Annotated in this window: 20 protein-coding genes; 15 read left to right on the plus strand and 5 right to left on the minus strand. The window is 47.3% G+C overall.

All coding sequences use genetic code 11. From position 1 onward, the window contains the following. Window positions 1-8 precede the first annotated feature (8 nt). The 9 genes from EIH22_RS05125 (at window position 9) to EIH22_RS05165 (ending at window position 7,276) form a co-directional block, all read left to right on the plus strand. On the plus strand, window positions 9-641 hold the full coding sequence (locus tag EIH22_RS05125) for an NUDIX domain-containing protein (protein ID WP_124054751.1): 633 nt from the start codon (window positions 9-11) through the stop codon (window positions 639-641). A gap of 118 nt (window positions 642-759) precedes the next feature. Further along, window positions 760-1,449 (plus strand): helix-turn-helix transcriptional regulator, encoded by a 690-nt coding sequence (locus EIH22_RS05130; protein ID WP_235001788.1) that lies wholly within the window; start codon window positions 760-762, stop codon window positions 1,447-1,449. 36 nt (window positions 1,450-1,485) lie between these two features. After that, window positions 1,486-2,925: a Fe-S cluster assembly protein SufB gene (sufB, locus tag EIH22_RS05135; protein ID WP_124054753.1), complete on the plus strand. Its 1,440-nt coding sequence runs from the start codon at window positions 1,486-1,488 to the stop codon at window positions 2,923-2,925. A 1-nt stretch (window position 2,926) separates the two neighbouring features. Continuing rightward, window positions 2,927-4,072, plus strand: coding sequence for a Fe-S cluster assembly protein SufD (gene sufD, locus EIH22_RS05140; protein ID WP_124054754.1), 1,146 nt, complete (start codon window positions 2,927-2,929; stop codon window positions 4,070-4,072). Then, on the plus strand, window positions 4,065-4,397 hold the full coding sequence (locus EIH22_RS05145) for a Rieske (2Fe-2S) protein (RefSeq protein WP_124054755.1): 333 nt from the start codon (window positions 4,065-4,067) through the stop codon (window positions 4,395-4,397). Before sufD ends, EIH22_RS05145 begins: the two co-directional genes overlap by 8 nt. 24 nt (window positions 4,398-4,421) lie before the next feature. Beyond that, window positions 4,422-5,171, plus strand: a complete 750-nt coding sequence (gene sufC, locus EIH22_RS05150) for a Fe-S cluster assembly ATPase SufC (RefSeq protein WP_124054756.1) — start codon at window positions 4,422-4,424, stop codon at window positions 5,169-5,171. Between the two features lie 16 nt (window positions 5,172-5,187). After that, the gene (locus EIH22_RS05155; protein ID WP_124054757.1) at window positions 5,188-6,477 is read left to right on the plus strand and encodes a SufS family cysteine desulfurase; all 1,290 of its coding nucleotides are present in this window, start codon (window positions 5,188-5,190) and stop codon (window positions 6,475-6,477) included. Continuing rightward, window positions 6,471-6,941 carry a Fe-S cluster assembly sulfur transfer protein SufU gene (sufU, locus tag EIH22_RS05160; protein WP_327537487.1) on the plus strand — a complete coding sequence of 157 codons (471 nt, stop codon included), beginning with the start codon at window positions 6,471-6,473 and terminating at the stop codon, window positions 6,939-6,941. The genes EIH22_RS05155 and sufU overlap by 7 nt, the downstream gene beginning before the upstream one ends. Continuing rightward, window positions 6,938-7,276 (plus strand): metal-sulfur cluster assembly factor, encoded by a 339-nt coding sequence (locus tag EIH22_RS05165; protein WP_124054758.1) that lies wholly within the window; start codon window positions 6,938-6,940, stop codon window positions 7,274-7,276. The genes sufU and EIH22_RS05165 overlap by 4 nt, the downstream gene beginning before the upstream one ends. A 115-nt stretch (window positions 7,277-7,391) precedes the next feature. Here EIH22_RS05165 and ypfJ read toward each other — a convergent pair whose 3' ends face one another. Continuing rightward, on the minus strand, window positions 7,392-8,273 hold the full coding sequence (gene ypfJ, locus EIH22_RS05170; RefSeq protein WP_124054759.1) for a KPN_02809 family neutral zinc metallopeptidase: 882 nt from the start codon (window positions 8,271-8,273) through the stop codon (window positions 7,392-7,394). A 138-nt stretch (window positions 8,274-8,411) separates the two neighbouring features. Between ypfJ and EIH22_RS05175 the strand changes: the two genes are divergently transcribed. Further along, window positions 8,412-10,025 carry an ABC-F family ATP-binding cassette domain-containing protein gene (locus EIH22_RS05175; protein ID WP_124054760.1) on the plus strand — a complete coding sequence of 538 codons (1,614 nt, stop codon included), beginning with the start codon at window positions 8,412-8,414 and terminating at the stop codon, window positions 10,023-10,025. A gap of 42 nt (window positions 10,026-10,067) precedes the next feature. Here EIH22_RS05175 and EIH22_RS05180 read toward each other — a convergent pair whose 3' ends face one another. From EIH22_RS05180 to glgC, 3 genes are read right to left on the minus strand one after another with little or no spacing between them, the layout of a single operon-like run. Then, entirely contained in the window at window positions 10,068-10,280 is a 213-nt protein-coding gene (locus tag EIH22_RS05180) for a DUF6767 domain-containing protein (protein ID WP_124054761.1), read from the minus strand. Beyond that, window positions 10,231-11,226, minus strand: a complete 996-nt coding sequence (serB, locus tag EIH22_RS05185) for a phosphoserine phosphatase SerB (RefSeq protein ID WP_124054762.1) — start codon at window positions 11,224-11,226, stop codon at window positions 10,231-10,233. Before serB ends, EIH22_RS05180 begins: the two co-directional genes overlap by 50 nt. A 36-nt stretch (window positions 11,227-11,262) precedes the next feature. Beyond that, window positions 11,263-12,507, minus strand: coding sequence for a glucose-1-phosphate adenylyltransferase (glgC, locus tag EIH22_RS05190; protein ID WP_124054763.1), 1,245 nt, complete (start codon window positions 12,505-12,507; stop codon window positions 11,263-11,265). Between the two features lie 162 nt (window positions 12,508-12,669). Here glgC and glgA point away from each other — a divergent pair, with 162 nt between their 5' ends. The 5 genes from glgA to EIH22_RS05215 all read left to right on the plus strand — a co-directional run bounded on the left by glgA (window position 12,670) and on the right by EIH22_RS05215 (window position 17,390). Beyond that, window positions 12,670-13,896, plus strand: a complete 1,227-nt coding sequence (gene glgA / locus EIH22_RS05195; protein WP_124054764.1) for a glycogen synthase — start codon at window positions 12,670-12,672, stop codon at window positions 13,894-13,896. Window positions 13,897-13,977: 81 nt separating this feature from the next. After that, a complete protein-coding gene (locus tag EIH22_RS05200) occupies window positions 13,978-14,757 on the plus strand; it encodes an ABC transporter ATP-binding protein (RefSeq protein WP_124054765.1) in 780 nt (259 codons plus the stop codon). Between the two features lie 111 nt (window positions 14,758-14,868). Beyond that, on the plus strand, window positions 14,869-15,288 hold the full coding sequence (locus tag EIH22_RS05205) for an NfeD family protein (RefSeq protein WP_124054766.1): 420 nt from the start codon (window positions 14,869-14,871) through the stop codon (window positions 15,286-15,288). 37 nt (window positions 15,289-15,325) lie between these two features. Then, entirely contained in the window at window positions 15,326-16,408 is a 1,083-nt protein-coding gene (locus EIH22_RS05210; protein ID WP_124054767.1) for an SPFH domain-containing protein, read from the plus strand. Window positions 16,409-16,535: 127 nt separating this feature from the next. Further along, window positions 16,536-17,390: a TrmH family RNA methyltransferase gene (locus EIH22_RS05215; RefSeq protein ID WP_124054768.1), complete on the plus strand. Its 855-nt coding sequence runs from the start codon at window positions 16,536-16,538 to the stop codon at window positions 17,388-17,390. Here EIH22_RS05215 and EIH22_RS05220 read toward each other — a convergent pair. Continuing rightward, on the minus strand, window positions 17,371-17,673 hold the full coding sequence (locus tag EIH22_RS05220) for a helix-turn-helix domain-containing protein (protein ID WP_124054769.1): 303 nt from the start codon (window positions 17,671-17,673) through the stop codon (window positions 17,371-17,373). The two genes, EIH22_RS05215 and EIH22_RS05220, sit on opposite strands and share 20 nt — an antisense overlap. Window positions 17,674-17,680 lie beyond the last annotated feature (7 nt).

Genomic DNA, 17,680 nt, shown 5'->3' on the forward strand with positions numbered 1-17,680 from the left:
TTGTAGGTATGGAGCGGAACAAGTCTTTCGAGTTAGCTGATTGTGCGGCTCCCCAGCACGTTCAGATACTTAATCAAGAGATCAAGTATCGAGGTGGGATCTTCGATATTAGGGACGATCGAATTGAGTTCAAGTCGGGGGACGTTGTTCAGCGCCAATATATGAAGCATGACGATGCCGTCGCTATTGTTCCGCTCCGCCACAACGGCACCAACTGGGAGATTCTTTTAATTCGCCAGTATCGCCATGCACCACGCAGAATTTTTTGGGAGATTCCAGCAGGTTTAAGAGATATAGCCGGGGAGGAATCTCTTCTCTGCGCCAAGCGTGAACTCGAAGAAGAAACAGGACTGGCTGCGCAAGATTGGCGCAAATTGGTTTCGTTTTATACATCTCCTGGATGCTCGGACGAAAACCTCGAAATTTACGTGGCAATCGATCCGGTACCCAGTGAAAATAAGAGCGGATTTACTGCTGAAGCAGAGGAGCGCGAAATCGTTTCTCAGTGGTTTGAAATAGGTGATATTCGTGACGCTATTCTTACTAGTCGCTTGCAGAGCCCAACCTTAGTATTGGGAGTTTTAGCTGTTGATTCCTTGCTTTCCCGTGGAATTGATACTTTGGAGAAAGTTACGCAGTAGGTTCTGCTTCCCTGGCGCGATTTTATGACTTTTATTTCGGCACGTTGGAGTTGCGAAAATGTATTTTTGCAATGACAATGTTTCTTAAAGAGTACTTTGTGCTAGGGAGGTGAAAGTAGTGGATCGTAACGATTTAGGTACATGCGAGCAGATTCTTCGTTTAGTGATCGAACGTGGTCCTATTACATCGGGTGAGCTAGCGAAATTACTAGTACTCACACCTGCCGCGGTACGTAGACACATTTCAACGTTGATTGATGATGAGTTCATCCAAGAGTACACAGCTCCCCATACAGCACCGTCACGGCGTGGACGTCCATCACGGCGATATGTTGCGACTGCTGCAGGACAATCTCAGTTGAGTGAAGCGTATTCAGATCTTGCAACTCAAGCACTTGAATTCCTGCGTGAGAACCTCGGCGAAGACGGAGTTTCCGATTTCGTTAATCGTCGAATTAAATCGCTTGAACAGCGTTATGGGGGAGTGATCGAATCTGCGGGCGAATCGCCAATGGATAAGATTGTTGCTCTAGCAACAGTGCTTGATAAAGACGGGTATATGACCACCTTGCGTCGGGGTGGACCCAATGGAATTGCGTTGCAGCTTTGCCAAGGACATTGCCCGGTTCAAGATGTTGCCGAGGCGTTCCCAGAGCTTTGTGAAGCGGAAACCAAAGCATTTGCAAGGTTGCTTGGTGTTCCTATTCAACGGCTGGCGACCTTAGCTGGTGGCGAGCATGTTTGTACGACGAATATCCCGATTGGGATTTCTCAAATGCGTCGGACTCAGTCGAGTTCGCAAAGATAAAGCCTCATTTTGTAGATGAGGGTTGGAAGGAAATCGATGACTCAATCCGAATTGGGTGCAAAGGAAACTTTGACCCAAGAAGAGACAATTGCTTCGATTGGAAATTATGCATACGGATGGCATGATTCCGACGACGCAGGTGAAAAGGCACGTCGTGGTCTTAACGAAGACGTCGTTCGAGATATTTCGTTAAGGAAGAACGAGCCTGAATGGATGTTGAATAAGCGTCTCAAGGCTTTGAAACTGTTCGAACGTCGTCCGATGCCTACGTGGGGCGGAGATCTCTCTGAGATCGATTTTGATTCGATTAAGTACTACGTAAAGTCAACGGAGAATGTTGCGACTTCTTGGGAAGACCTTCCGGAGGACATTAAACTCACGTATGATCGTCTTGGAATTCCTGAAGCTGAAAAGGCGCGTCTCGTTGCAGGTGTTGCAGCACAATATGAGTCTGAAGTTGTTTACCATCAGATTCGTGAAGATCTTGAGTCCCAAGGTGTAATCTTCCTTGACACCGATTCGGGTCTGCGCGAACATCCTGAAATTTTCGAAGAGTTCTTTGGCAAGGCAATTCCATTGGGAGATAACAAGTTTGCCTCTTTGAACTCTGCCGTGTGGTCTGGTGGTTCATTCGTTTACGTTCCGAAGGGCGTACATGTTGAGATCCCTCTTCAGGCCTACTTCCGCATCAACACCGAAAATATGGGGCAGTTTGAACGAACCCTCATCATTGCGGACGAAGATTCTTATGTTCACTACGTTGAAGGTTGCACTGCGCCGATTTATAAGTCGGATTCATTGCATTCGGCCGTTGTTGAAATCTTTGTTAAAAAAGGTGCTCGCGTTCGTTATACAACTATTCAAAACTGGTCGAATAACGTATACAACCTCGTTACGAAACGTGCAATTGTTGAAGAAGGCGCGACCATGGAATGGGTCGATGGAAATATCGGTTCAAAGGTGACCATGAAATACCCGGCCGTTTACCTCATGGGCGAGCATGCCAAGGGTGAAACTCTCTCGATCGCTTTCGCTGGTGCAGGACAGCACCAAGATACGGGCTCAAAGATGGTCCACATGGCACCTAACACGTCATCGTCGATTGTTTCGAAGTCTGTTGCGCGTGGCGGTGGACGTTCTTCTTACCGTGGTCTGGTCCAAGTCAATGAGAACGCAACGCATTCGAAGTCGAATGTACTTTGCGACGCTCTGCTGGTTGACCAAATTTCACGGTCGGATACCTACCCTTACGTCGATGTTCGTGTGGACGACGTTGAAATGGGTCACGAAGCTACGGTTTCGAAGGTTTCGGAAGATCAGCTGTTCTACCTTATGAGCCGTGGCCTCGAAGAAACCGAAGCTATGGCGATGATCGTCCGTGGTTTCGTAGAACCAATTGCGCGTGAGTTGCCAATGGAATATGCACTCGAACTTAACCGTCTCATTGAACTTCAAATGGAAGGATCCGTTGGCTGACATGGCACAGCAATCTACTCTAACCTCAACTTCGTCGCGTGCGGATCGACCACTTTCCTTCAATGTGACTGATTTTTCAGTTCCACAGGGCACGGAAGAAGAATGGCGTTTTACTCCACTTGAGCGAATCGAAGATTTCTTCGTAGAATCCGTTTCAGGCATTGAACCAGAAGTTATCGTTCGTGGCGAAGCTTCGTACGAAAAAGTAGCTCGTGGGGACGTTCGGCTCGGAAAACTCCAAGCGCCTGAGGATCGTATCGGTGCTGTTGCTTGGAATTCCTTCGAGAAAGCACACGTCATCACCCTTGAGGAGGATCGTAAATACGAATCCGAAACCGTAGTATCCGTCAATGGCCTTGACAACTCAGCAGTTGCAGGTATGCATTTCCTTATTGAAGCGAAGAAATTTGCTGAAGGAACCGTCGTCGTCAACCACACTGGATCGGCTCGCGTGTCCGAAGGCATGGAAGTAAACGTTCAAGACGGTGCACACCTCACCTTGGTATCTATCCAAGACTGGAAGGATGACGCTGCCCACGCACTGTCTAATCGAATCCGCCTGGGTCGTGACGCTTCGTTGCGTCATATTGTTGTTACTCTTGGAGGTGACGTCGTTCGTGTTACGACGTCGATTGAGTACGCAGCTCCTGGTGGTGACGCTGATTTGTTAGGCGCTTACTTCGTAGACGCTGATCAACATCTTGAACATCGTTTGTTTGTTGACCACAATGAGCCAAACTGCCGGTCAAACGCTACTTATAAGGGCGCGCTACAAGGTGATGGCGCTCATTCGGTATGGATCGGTGATGTGTTGATCCGTCCGGAAGCTGAAGGCACAGATACCTATGAGTTGAACCGTAACTTGGTTCTTACCGAAGGCGCCCGCGCAGATTCGGTTCCAAATCTCGAAATCGAAACCGGTGAAATCGAAGGTGCGGGTCATGCATCTGCCACTGGTCGTTTTGACGATGAACAACTGTTTTACCTAAAGTCTCGCGGAATTCCCGAAGATGAAGCACGACGCCTCGTTGTACGTGGCTTCTTTGCAGAGCTAATTAATAAGATTGGCGTTGAGTCCGTACAGCTTAAGTTGATGGAAGCCATTGAAGAAGAGCTTTCGCTAACGATGGGACAGGTCCATGAGTGAGCACTTCGTCTGTAAAACTAATGCGATTGAGTGTGGAAGCGTTGCTCCCTTTGCTTTGGAAGATGCAAACGAATTACCTGTAAACATTGCGGTTATTCATACCGATGCCGACCAATGGTTTGCCGTCATCGATCGTTGTTCCCATGGGCGATTTAAGCTCTCGGAAGGTGAAGTGGACGGTGACTGCATTGAATGCACACGCCATGGCTCGGCTTTCGATCTCCACACCGGTGAGCCACTTAACCCACCAGCATCCAGCCCCATTCAAACTTTCCCGGTACGTGTTGACGGTGATTCCGTCTACGTGACTTTGGCATCAAACTGACCACTCGAAGAGAAAAGAAATAACGTGTCCAATCTAGAAATCAAGAATCTCCACGTTTCCGTTGAAACGCCCGAAGGCGACAAACAAATCTTGCGCGGTGTTGACCTCAAAATCAACGACGGTGAGATCCATGCGATTATGGGACCAAACGGTTCCGGTAAGTCTACTTTGGCTTATGCAATTGCAGGTCATCCGAAGTACACCATCACCGAAGGTCAGATTCTGCTTGACGGTGAAGATATGGTGCCACTATCTGCTGATGAACGCGCACGTAAGGGATTGTTCCTAGCGATGCAGTATCCAGTGGAGGTTGCTGGTGTTTCGGTAACGAACTTTCTTCGTTCGGCTAAGACTGCGATTGACGGAGAAGCTCCAAAGCTACGTGAATGGGTGAAGACGCTTAAGAACGTGATGTCGGATCTTAAGATTGATCCTGAATTTGCTCAGCGCGATGTTAACTTGGGTTTCTCAGGTGGTGAGAAGAAGCGCTTAGAGATCATGCAGCTTGAGGTTCTTAAACCAAAGGTTGCCGTTTTGGACGAAACTGATTCCGGCCTTGACGTTGATGCACTTCGCTTGGTTTCAGAAGGCGTAAACCGCGCCCATGCGGCAAACGGCAATGGCGTTTTGCTTATTACCCACTACACGCGTATTTTACGCTACATCAAACCAGAATTCGTTCACGTGTTTGTTGATGGCCGTATTGCTGAATCCGGTGGTCCTGAGCTGGCAGATAAGCTCGAGGCCGAGGGTTATACTAGCTACGAAAACTGATTGCGGAGAGTTTTTCATGAGTGCCCCAGAATTTCCAAATACACCGGTTTCACGCGAGGATTTCCCGATTCTTAGTCGTGTAATGAGTAACGGTGAGCGTTTGGTGTATTTGGATTCTGGGGCAACTTCGCAAAAACCTCAGTGTGTGATTGATGCACAATCACGAGTCGAGCTTCATTCGAATGGTGCGGTTAATCGTGGCTCTCACGAACTAGCCGCTGAAGCAACGATGATCGTTGAAGATACTCGTGAGCTGGTAGCAAATTTTGTTGGAGCGTCTGCAGACGAGATTATTTGGACAAAAAATTCGACCGAATCATTGAACCTTCTCGCCTACGTATTTGATAACGTTACTCGGCGTGCAAATGATCAAGAAGTGCAAGACAGATTCGCGATTCTGCCGCATCACAACATAGTGGTGACTCGGGCTGAGCATCATGCCAACTTGATTCCATGGCAAGAGCTGTGCTTGCGCACCGGTGCTGAGCTTCGCTGGATTGATTTGGACGACGACGGTCGCCTAGATCTTTCAACCGCTAACGTTATCGACGTAAACACTCGCGTTGTTGCTTTCGGGCATGTTTCGAACGTGACGGGGGCAGTTGCACCAGTTACCGAAATTGTTGAACTGGCGCATAAAGTTGATGCACTTGTTGTGCTCGATGCCTGCCAATCAGTACCTCATATGCCGGTGGATTTCACCTCTCTAGATATTGATTTTGCAGTATTTTCGGGTCACAAGATGATGGCCCCAACGGGGATTGGTGTGCTTTATGGCAAATCTGCTCTGCTGAAAATGATGCAACCGTTCTTATTCGGTGGATCAATGGTAGAAATCGTCACGATGGAAAAAACCACCTATGCAAAGCCGCCGGCTCGTTTTGAAGCTGGCACTCAACCAGTTTCGCAAATCGGTGGGCTAGGAGAAGCCGTTCGGTATCTCAACGCTGTTGGAATGGATAAAATCGAAACCTACGAAAATGAGCTCTGCGAATATCTTATCCAAGAGATGCTCAAGATTCCGCATGTGCGTATTTTGGGTCCAAAGGACGTTAAGAACCGCCTCGGCGTCGTCGCCTTCGAAGTTGAGGGTGTTCATCCTCACGATGTTGGTCAAATTCTCAATGAAAAAGGGATTGCGATTCGAGTTGGACACCACTGTGCACAGCCGATTCACCAACATTTCGGGGTATGGTCGTCTAATAGAGTTTCGTTGGCGCCGTACAACACTTGTTCAGAGATCGATCTCTTTGTCGATACACTAAAAACAGTAAGAGGATTCTTTGGCTTGGGAGACGAATGTTGAGTAATTTAGAGCAACTTTATCAGGAGATCATCCTAGATGCGTCCAAAGAACGCTACGGAGAAGGGCTTCTTGAAACGCCTGATGGTGAATCTTTTCAAGTAAATCCGACATGTGGTGACCAAGTCACGATGCAGGTAGAACTCTCAGAAGATGGCGAACATATTTCTGAAATTGCATGGGATGGTCACGGATGTTCGATCTCGCAGGCGTCTATTTCGATCATGACGCAGATGCTCGAGGGAAAGAGTCTAGAGGAAGCAGATAAAATTTTCCACGAATTCCGTCAGATGATGGATGCAAGAGGATCTGAGATTTCAGACGAGACTGCGGATTTACTTGAGGACGCATCGGCTTTCCAAGGAGTTTCAAAGTTTCCTGCTCGTATCAAGTGCGCCTTACTTGGTTGGATGGCGTTGAGGGAAGCAACTGATAATGCTTTAGAAAATAAGGAGAATAAAGGATGACGGATAGCACCGCCGCAGGAGCGCCAAATCCGATTACTATCGCAGATATTGAAGAAGCTTTGCGTGATGTAATTGACCCTGAGTTGGGTATTAATATTGTTGATTTGGGTTTGCTTTATGGCATCACTCTCGACGGTAATTCAGCGATCGCTGATATGACGCTTACGTCAGCCGCCTGCCCTTTGACTGACATGATTGAGGAGCAGGCTAATATGGCAGTTTCAGGCCTCGTTGATGATTTCCGAATCAACTGGGTTTGGCTTCCACCATGGGGGCCGGATCGTATTACTGACGATGGCCGTGATCAACTTCGCGCACTTGGCTTCAACGTCTAAACGGATTGCGTCAGTTTAAACCAAGTTAATATGGGTTGTGGGTGGTTCATAAACGGTGAACCACCCACAACCCATATTAGAAGGAATGTATAGGTAACCCGTTGCGTTCAGATAATTATGGTTGGCGAACTGACCAAGTGTCGCAGGACTGAATTGTTCCGTTTTGAATTCCTTTATTCAGCCATTGCATACGTTTTTCAGATGATCCGTGAGAGAAGCTATCTGGATTAGCACGAACGCCGGCGTTTTCCATGATGCTGTCGTCACCAACGCTTGCCGCAGCATCTAGAGCCGAACGAAGTTCTTGCTGGGAAGGCTGTTTGAGAAAGGGAATGCCGGTATCCGGATCAATAGTTGACGATGCATGGTGAATCCAGGCACCGGCTAAGCAATCAGCCTGAAGCTCTGAACGTACCATCGATGAAGATTCGCCACTCGAACGGTGATCGATCTTGTTTAGAATTCCGAGCTGATTCTGGATATGATGACCCCATTCATGGGACAGAATATAGAGCTGAGCTAGGGAAGTGTTATTAGCACCGAACTGTTTAAGTTGGTTAAAGAAAGAAACATCAATATAGGTGGTAGCGTTACTTGGACAGTAGAATGGTCCAGTTTGCGAACTGCCCGTACCGCACGCGGTTCCGACCGATCCTTGGTATAGAGTTAATCCACCTGTTTGATACCGGACTCCTGTTTCTTTAGGTAGCTGCTCTTGCCAAAATACTTCCAAAGAATTTCTACCCGCAGCCATGCGACATTCATCCTTAGTGTTAGCATCAGCTCCAGTTTTGCATTCAGTGGAGATAGATTTCTGTGAACCCGTATTCTGGGCGGGGGCTGTCATTGAACCGAGGTCCGGAACCTGCCCCGTGAAAAGATATACAAGAAGTACTCCGATTAAACCGAGTCCACCTACTCCGCCACCAATTGCAGCTCCGCGGCGGCCGTGATTGACCCCGGAGGTATCAATTGTAATATCGTCGTTGAAGCTCATATTCGCTACTTTCTTTACTTAACTTCCTTTACTTATTTTCTTTGATCATACAAAGGAAAACCCCAATAGATTTGCGATTTCGCTTTCTTTTCGCCGAAGGAATATTTGGATTTTTCAATTAGCTATTACGATAGAAAGGTGATTACATTTCAAGACCTCAATATGCGTATTGGTAGCCGCGAACTATTGAAAAACACGAGCCTCCACGCTGATAAGGGGCAATGCGTAGGATTAGTCGGTAGAAACGGTGCCGGTAAGACCACTCTTTTACGCCTTCTCGCAGGTGAAGGAACTACTTCTGAGGTTATTGAATATACTGGAATGATTTCACGCAGAGATACAATTGGCTACCTTCCACAAGATCCGCGAACTGGTGATCCGAAGCAAATTGCAAGAGACCGAGTTCTTTCGGTGCGAGGGATTGAAGATACACTTCGAAGAATTAAGAAGGCTGAACATGAGATGTCTACGCTCAGCGGCACCAAGCAGCAAAAAGCGATGGAACGTTATGTGCGCCTAGATGCCGAGTTTACAAATGCTGGTGGATGGGCTGCCCATTCCGAAGCTGCATGTATTACCGCCGCATTGGGATTGCCTGAACGTGTTTTGGAGCAGCCACTAGAAACACTTTCGGGTGGTCAGCGCAGGCGTGTCGAATTAGCTCGCGTATTGTTTTCCGATGCTCAAACCCTTCTCCTAGATGAGCCAACGAACCACTTGGACCATGATTCAATCATTTGGCTCAGGGACTGGATTCGAACCTACTCGGGGACATGTATTATTATTTCTCATTCGGTAGAGCTACTGAGAGAGACTGTTGATCGAGTTTGGTATCTTGATGCTAACCGCGCCACGATAGACGTTTATGCTATGGGTTGGGATGAATACCTTAAGCAGCGTGAAAATGATGAGAAGCGTCGTCGACGTGAAAGGCAAAATGCTGAGAAAAAGGCTGCAATTTTACTAGCGCAAGCAGATAAGATGCGCTATAAGGCTACCAAAGCAATTGCGGCTCAGAACATGGAAAAGCGCGCTAAAGAACTATTGGCGAATCTAGAGGAAGAACGCCAGCAAGAAAAGGTTGCTCATCTGCGCTTCCCGAAACCTGCACCAAGTGGGAAAACACCACTTGAGGCTCGCGATCTTTCAAAGTCCTATGGATCTTTGGAAATCTTTACTGGTTTAGACCTAGCGATCGACCGCGGGTCGCGCGTCGTGGTTCTTGGATATAACGGCTCAGGTAAGACTACACTCTTAAGAATGCTGGCGGGAATAGAGGAACCTGATACTGGTGAAGTTATTGCTGGTCATGGGTTAAAACTTGGCTACTATGCGCAGCAACACGAAACTATTCGTGACGATCGTACGGTTGTTGAAAACCTTATGGATGTTGCACCGGAATTGGATAACACAGGCTTACGTTCCATTTTAGGTAGCTTCTTATTCTCGGGTTCGGATGCCGAAAAACCAGCGCGGGTACTTTCTGGTGGTGAGAAGACGAGGCTTGCGTTAGCTATGCTCGTAGTCTCTGCTGCAAATGTGTTGCTACTAGATGAACCCACAAATAATCTTGATCCAGCTTCCCGCCTTGAGATTCTTAAAGCTCTTCAGAAGTATGAGGGTGCGGTTATTTTGGTAACTCACGATGAAGGTGCTGTCCAAGCTCTTAATCCGGATCGAGTACTTTTGCTTCCAGATGGAGACGAAGACCTGTGGTCTGACGATTATTTAGAATTGATTTCGATTGCTTAGACAAAGTGGAAGCCGCGGAATTGATGACTCGTGGCTATCATTTTATTTCGTTTGAGATTCGGATACTCGCTTAGCTTTCTTTTCTTTAATATATTCTCGACGACGCCGCGCCCACTCTTCACGTAGCTCAGGGTCAGTCATTACCAAGGCAACTGTTTGGCAGTCTTCGGGACCAGTGACGAATGCTTGGCAAAGAGTACACGGCTCACCGAATCGAATCGGGCATTCGGGTTGGTTGACGTGTTTCTTCGCCATCGTCATCTTCCCATCCAAACATAGTAGCCAAAATATCTAAACGCGGAAATGTAATTGAGCTATCTGCATTTTCAACTACTACCGGTTTAGCACAAAAAGCGAAACTATGCCCAGCATAGGCCAGCATTTTAAGATCGTTGGCTCCGTCACCAATGCAAACGACCAGCTCACGCGGAATATTAAACTCTTTCGACCACTCTTTTACTGCTGTTAGCTTCGCCTCAGAGTCAATAATCTTGCCGAGCGTGCGTCCGGTTAAATAATCATCTGCTATCTCAAGGCGATTGGCGGTATATCTATCGATGGATAGGTTTTTTACCAGCGGAGTCAGGACCTCCATGAATCCACCAGAAACAAGACCGAACTTTGCGCCGTGCTTGTGAGCTAGATTCACAAGTTCGGTAGCTCCTGGAGTGAATGTTACGTCATCGATAATATTTTCTAATGCTGAGGAATCTAATCCTGAAAGTGTTGCCACGCGTTCTTTCAAAGAATCGGTGAAGTCCAATTCACCGCGCATAGCAGCCTCTGTAATAGCTTGGACTTCGCTTTCTGTTCCAGCATGACGTGCGATCAACTCAATTACTTCTTGGCTAATGAAAGTCGAATCAACGTCGCTAATGATTAGGCGCGGTCCCAGTTCAGCAAGTGCACCTGTAATGAACGCGTGGTCGATGAATACAGTCTTATCACAGAGGAACTTCAGTTCCGTTTTCACATTATTGAGAACCTCGACGGCATCCGTGGCACACGAACCGGTAAAGGTATAGGAAAGGTAGAAAGGCGGTGTCTTTACCTTCCGCTCGAAAAATCTGGTATCGAGGCGTTTAATTAGAATCCTAACAGATTCAAGGAGGTCACTGAGTACCTTAGGTTGTTCAGGGGTATATGACGTGAGGGAGAAACGGAATGCTGTTTCTCCCTCACGAGCCGTCAAGTCTTCCATAGGGCTAACCTTAACCGATAGAAGATTGGGTATTCATCATCTGGTTACGATCTTGCCTTTAGGCACAACTACGATGCCACTCTCAGATACATGCAAACCACGTGCCAGATCATGCTCATGATCAATTCCAACTTGTGCGCCTTCTTCAATCTTGGCGTATTTATCGATAATCGCACGAACTACTGTTGCATTGCGTCCGACGTTAACGCCGTCGAAAATAACGGAGTCTCTTACTGATGACCACGAGTTCACACGAACATGGGGTGAGAGTACCGAACCAATTACCTCGCCACCTGAGACAATTACTCCAGGTGAGATAACTGAATCCAAAGCATGACCGAGGCGTTCATGATGGCCGTAAACAAACTTGGCCGGTGGTAGTCCAGTGTAGCCCGTGAGCAGTGGCCATTTATCGTTGTAGAGATTAAAGATCGGATAAACCGAAATCAAATCCATATTTGCATCATAGAAGGCGTCAATCGTGCCAACGTCGCGCCAGTAGTTGCGGTCACGTTCAGTAGATCCTGGGATCTCGTTGAAAGTGAAATCATAAACATCGCAGTCTTGGCGGGCAACGAACTTTGGAACGATGTTACCGCCCATATCGTGCGAGGAGTTTTCGTCGTCGGCATCTTCGTAAAGAGCTTCAACCAAAGCTTCGGTTGAGAAAACATAGTTACCCATCGAAGCTAGAATTTCGTCTGGAGAATCGGGGAGACCGTCACAGGTTTCCGGCTTCTCCAAAAACTCGCGAACCTTTTGAGTGTTAGAAGGATCAGTGTCGATAACACCGAATGAGGAAGCTAGCTCTTTAGGCTGGCGGATTCCCGCGATTGTGAGTCCTACACCTGAGTCAATGTGTTGCTCAACCATCTGGGAGAAGTCCATACGGTAGATGTTGTCCGCTCCGGTGATCAAAACGATGTCTGGACGTTCGTCGTCGAGAATATTAAGTGACTGGTATACGGCGTCAGCTGAACCCAAGTACCAGTTTTTACCTACGCGTTGCTGCGCTGGGACAGGTGCAATGTAGTTATCAAGGAGAGTGGACATACGCCACGTCTGTGAGATGTGACGGTCAAGAGAGTGAGACTTGTACTGGGTCAGAACCACAACTTTAAGGTAACCGGAATTAACGATATTCGACAGAGCAAAATCAATTAATCGGTAAATTCCACCGAAAGGGACAGCTGGTTTAGCACGATCTTGGGTGAGTGGCATCAGGCGCTTGCCTTCGCCACCGGCAAGAACAATAGCAAGTACACGTGGTTTCGATCTCATGTATTAACTTTATCGTGAATTACCTTGATATGGAGGGTTTTAACGAAAAATTTTTCCTAATCTTTCCGAAAAAGTTACCAAGAAGCACCTACAATGTAACTAGTAATGTTTCTTTGCGAATGTATGAGGAAACAAATAGGAATATTGCCGAAAGGACCAGTAATGCAAGTTCACCTACTCACTCGAGAATTTCCGCCATTTGTTTATGGAGGAGCGGGTGTTCATGTTACCGAGCTTGCAAAGGTACTTAAGGAGCATGCAGATGTTCACGTACATGCCTTTGACGGCGAACGTGCAAATGAAGAGGTCCCTGGCGTAACCGTGCATGGATATGACTATCCAAAGGAATTGGATAATGCCAATGCGGCACTTCGGACGTTTGGTGTTGATCTTGAAATGGCGAATGCAGTTGCCGACGCCGATATCATTCATTCGCATACCTGGTACGCGAATATGGCTGGTCACCTTGCGTCAAAGCTTTACGGCAAGCCCCACGTTATTTCTGCACATTCGCTCGAGCCGCTTCGCCCTTGGAAGCGTGAACAGCTCGGCGGGGGATACGAGCTTTCCTTGTGGGCAGAAAAGACCGCTTACGAAGGTGCTGCTGGAGTTATCGCGGTTTCTCAAGCGATGCGTGAGGATATCCTGCGTTGTTACCCGAGCATCGATCCAAATAAGGTCCACGTGATTCATAATGGAATTGATCTCGATGCCTGGCGTGCTCCTCAAACCGATAAAGAGCGTGAAGAAGCCCGTTCGTTCTTTGCTTCCTACGGTTTAGATCCAGATGTTCCGACCATTATTTTTGTTGGCCGAATTACTAGGCAAAAGGGTGTTCCGGGGCTTTTGCGTGCGCTACGTCAAGTGCCTACCCATATTCAAGTAGTTCTTTGTGCAGGCGCGCCTGATACGCCTGAAATTGCAAAGGAAACCAAGGAGTTGGTTCATCAACTTCAAGCTGAACGTGACGGTGTTGTATGGGTAGAAGATCACTTGCCACATAGCAAGATTGTTCAGCTTGAGGCCTGTTCTACTGTGTTTGTGACTCCGTCTATTTATGAGCCGCTTGGAATCGTGAACCTTGAGGCAATGGCTGTGGGTTTACCCGTCGTCGGAACGAATACCGGAGGTATCCCAGACTGTATTGATGACGGCGTTACAGGAACCTTGGTTCCGATCGAACAGCTTGATGATGGAACTGGCACTCCAATCAAGCCAGATAAATTTGAAGCTGATTTGGCGCGCGCTTTGACTGATATGTGTGAAGATGTCGAAAAAGCTGAGGCAATGGGCAAATCTGGTCGCAAGCGAGTGGAAGACCATTTCTCTTGGACCTCTATCGCGGAAAAGACTATGGAGTTCTACAAAAATCTTTTGAAAGAGGCTTAAAGCTGGTTTGCCTTATGTTGAAAATGACGTTTTTAGTGTGTAGGACTTAGTTCCTGTTCGTTTTTGGATTAGGCTTAAACCATGGGTGATGTACTGGAAGTAGCAGACGTTAGTGTACGTCGTGGCGGAAATATTATTTTGAGTCATGTTAACTGGTCGGTTAACGAAGGCGAACGTTGGATTGTGCTCGGTGCAAACGGAGCAGGAAAAACGACCTTAATTCAACTTGTTTCGGGTCGAATGCACCCAACCGAAGGGCGAGTTTCGATCATTGGTGAGGAACTCGGCAAGGTCAATCTTTCTGAACTGCGACCACTAGTTGGTCTTTCTTCGTCGGCATTAGATGCTAAGATCCCTGATACTGAACGTGTTCTCGACGTCGTACGCACCGCTGCATACGGAATGACTGCAAGCTGGAACGAGTCTTACGACCAAGAAGATGACGGTAGAGCTCGAAGTGTTCTTGCATCCTTGGGAGTCGACCACCTCAGCGAGCGCAAGTACGGCACTCTTTCTTCCGGGGAAAAGAAGAGAGTTGGAATTGCGCGTGCTCTCATGCCTAATCCAGAGGTTTTGGTGCTTGATGAGCCAGCATCTGGATTGGATCTTGGAGGGCGGGAAAACCTTTTGCGCTCACTTTCTGATCTTTCCGGAGAAGTCGCCGCTCCAGTCATGATTATGGTTACCCACCACGTGGAAGAAATTCCACGTGGTTTCACACATGCTCTACTTCTTAAAGATGGTGCCGTGTTCGCGAGTGGCGAGATCAATGAAGTTATTACTTCGAAAAATATCTCTGATATTTTCAATGTGGAGGTAAGCATTGAAGAAAATGCAGGTCGTTTTTCGCTTCGTTCCTAATTCACATCACGAAAAGTTCAGCCTCCAGTATGACGGATCTCCATAGACGTTTCGATATTATTAGCTTAAAGGTAGAAGCAAAATAGCTTCTCAATGAAGATAGGTGTTCGAATGTCTTGGGGGATTTGGGCGATTATTGCAATCGTTTTGCTGATTCTCGAAACTCTCACTGTAGATTTTCTCTTTATGATGCTGGCTGGTGGAGCGCTAGCTTCGGTTTTCACTTCCTTGGCAACAGATTCGTTGACTGTGCAGGTTATTGTATTTGCAGTCGTATCTGTATTGCTCCTTGCTTTCATTCGACCTTGGGCACGGAAACACGTTAATGATTCCTCCACGGGAACGTCCAACGTTTACGCATTGGCCGGGAAAGATGCCACCACGCTAACTCCGGTTAACCGCACGTCAGGGCGAGTGAAAATCGGGGGAGAAGTCTGGAGTGCAAAGACCTCAGGAGATGAAATTGCACAGGACACCGACGTCGTCGTGCAAACAATTCAAGGTGTCACCTTAGTCGTCGCACCTAAATAGAACCTCAAAATACCTTCTAAAAAGAAAAGAGGAAGATATGGAAACTGCAGCTATTGGGGGAACGATCATCACGGTCGTCTTAGTTGTTTTCATATTATTAATTGTCGTCGCACTTATCCGATCAGTCTTGCAGGTACATCAAGGGTTTACGGTTATCGTTGAACGCCTTGGAAAGTACCACAAGACTCTCACTCCGGGACTTCACTTCTTGGTTCCATTTATTGATTCCGTCCGTCAACGAATTGATATGCGTGAGCAAGTTGTGCCATTTCCGCCTCAGCCAGTAATTACCTCGGATAATATCGTCGTTAATATCGACACTGTTATTTATTACCAGGTGACTCAGCCTGAAGCTGCAACCTATGAAATCGCTGATCCGATGTCTGCAATCGAACAGTTAGCGGTAACCACACTACGTAACATCATCGGTGCGATGGATATGGAGCAGGCACTCACTGGTCGCGATCAGATCAACGGCCAACTTCGTGGCGTTCTGGACGAAGCTACTGGTCGTTGGGGAATTCGTGTGTCGCGAGTAGAGCTCAAGGCCATTGATCCACCTGCAACCGTCCAGTCTGCAATGGAACAGCAGATGAAGGCAGAGCGTGATCGTCGTGCCGCAATTTTGACTGCAGAAGGTATCAAACAGTCCGCAATTCTTACCGCGGAAGGTGAAAAGCAATCCGCAATTTTACGCGCGGAAGGTCAAGCGCAGTCAACCGTGCTTAAGGCTCAGGGCGAATCGCGAGCTATTTTGCAGGTCTTCGATGCCGTTCATCGTGGAAATGCTGATCCGAAGCTTCTTTCCTATGAATACATCAAGACGCTTCCACAGATTGCAAATTCTGCGTCTTCCAAACTTTGGATTGTTCCAACTGAGCTAACGGCTGCGCTAGATGCAGTTACTAAGGGTTTTGCCGGTGATGGCTCAGAAGTACCAGTTTCTGCAGATCTCGATGACGATGTACAGATCACTGATGCTCTTGCCGACACGAAGCTTGAGGATGTAGGTGACGCCTTGGCTTCTGCACGTGGAGAAGCTTCCAAGGCAAGCAGTGAAGTTGAAGATGTGGTACTACCTTCTGAACGCACAGATGGTGGAAACGAGCTGAAGAACTAATCTGAATATGTGCTCTTTGTTGGGGTTTGTTCATTTATCTAAATGAACAAACCCCAACTCTTGCCTTAGTGCCAAGAAATAATGCGTGTGCTTTCACAATAGACTGGAAACGTGGCATTCTAGATAGGTGATTATTGAATTGAATAACCTTAGCGATCCGCGTCTTGATGACTTTATTCGACTCACAGATGTGGCTCTTCGCAAGAAACTCGAAGCAGAGAACGGTCTCTATCTTGCGGAAGGTTTGAAGGTCATCCAACGAAGTCTAGAAGCGGGACATTTGCCGAGGGCCATCCTTTCAGCACCTCGATGGGTTGAGAGCATCGAAACAATGCTAAAAGAAGTTGGGATTGAGGATGGCTCAGTTCCGATCTTCGTTACATCTCTCGAACAACTTCAAGAAATTACTGGATTTCGTATTCACCGCGGCGCAATGGCATCGATAAATCGTCCGGTGCTTCCAAATGTTGAAGAGTTCTTAGCGCCAATTTCTGCGGGCCCAGCCCGAATTTTCGTATTGGAAAATCTTGTGGATCATACGAACGTAGGAGCAATTTTCCGCTCTGCTGCGGCACTTGGAATAGACGGAATTCTAGTCACGCAATCTTGTGCTGATCCACTATATCGCCGTTCAGTTAAAGTTTCGATGGGAAATGTTTTTCAAATCCCGTGGACTAGGATTGATCGATGGCCACAATCAATTGAAAAACTACACAACGAAGGTTGGATTACTGCATCCTTAGCACTTAGGAAAGACGCGAAAACACTTTCCGATTTCGCACACCTACCAGAAGTTCGAGCCCCACAGTCAAAAATTGCCATTGTGCTTGGGACCGAAGGTGATGGGTTGAGTTCTCGTACCATCGCGACTACGAAACATAGCGTCGTCATCCCTATGGCGGGTCATGTTGACTCGCTCAATGTGGCTTCAGCGGGTGCCGTTACTGCTTGGGAACTAAGAACTAAAAGATACGGTCGTTGAAACCTTCAACTTCGTTGTATTGATCGATTGCTTCGTCGATAAGATCAGAAACAGAGCACTCGAGTACACGAGAGAGACGAATGAGAGTTTGTAGACGTGGATTTAACGCGGAATTGCTCTTCCGGTTAGAGCGAGCAGACTCCATAAGTTGATAGTGATTTCTATCGATATCAGCCTCAGAAGCAACTTGCTCCTGGGTTTTGCCAAGCTCTGTGCGACGACTCCGAATCTTCTTTGCAAGAGCCGTTGCTAAAACACGTTCTGCCGCAGATGAATTTTGCACTTTCCAA

The sequence above is a fragment of the Arcanobacterium ihumii genome, from assembly GCF_900604515.1.
Lineage (GTDB): Bacteria > Actinomycetota > Actinomycetes > Actinomycetales > Actinomycetaceae > Arcanobacterium_A > Arcanobacterium_A ihumii.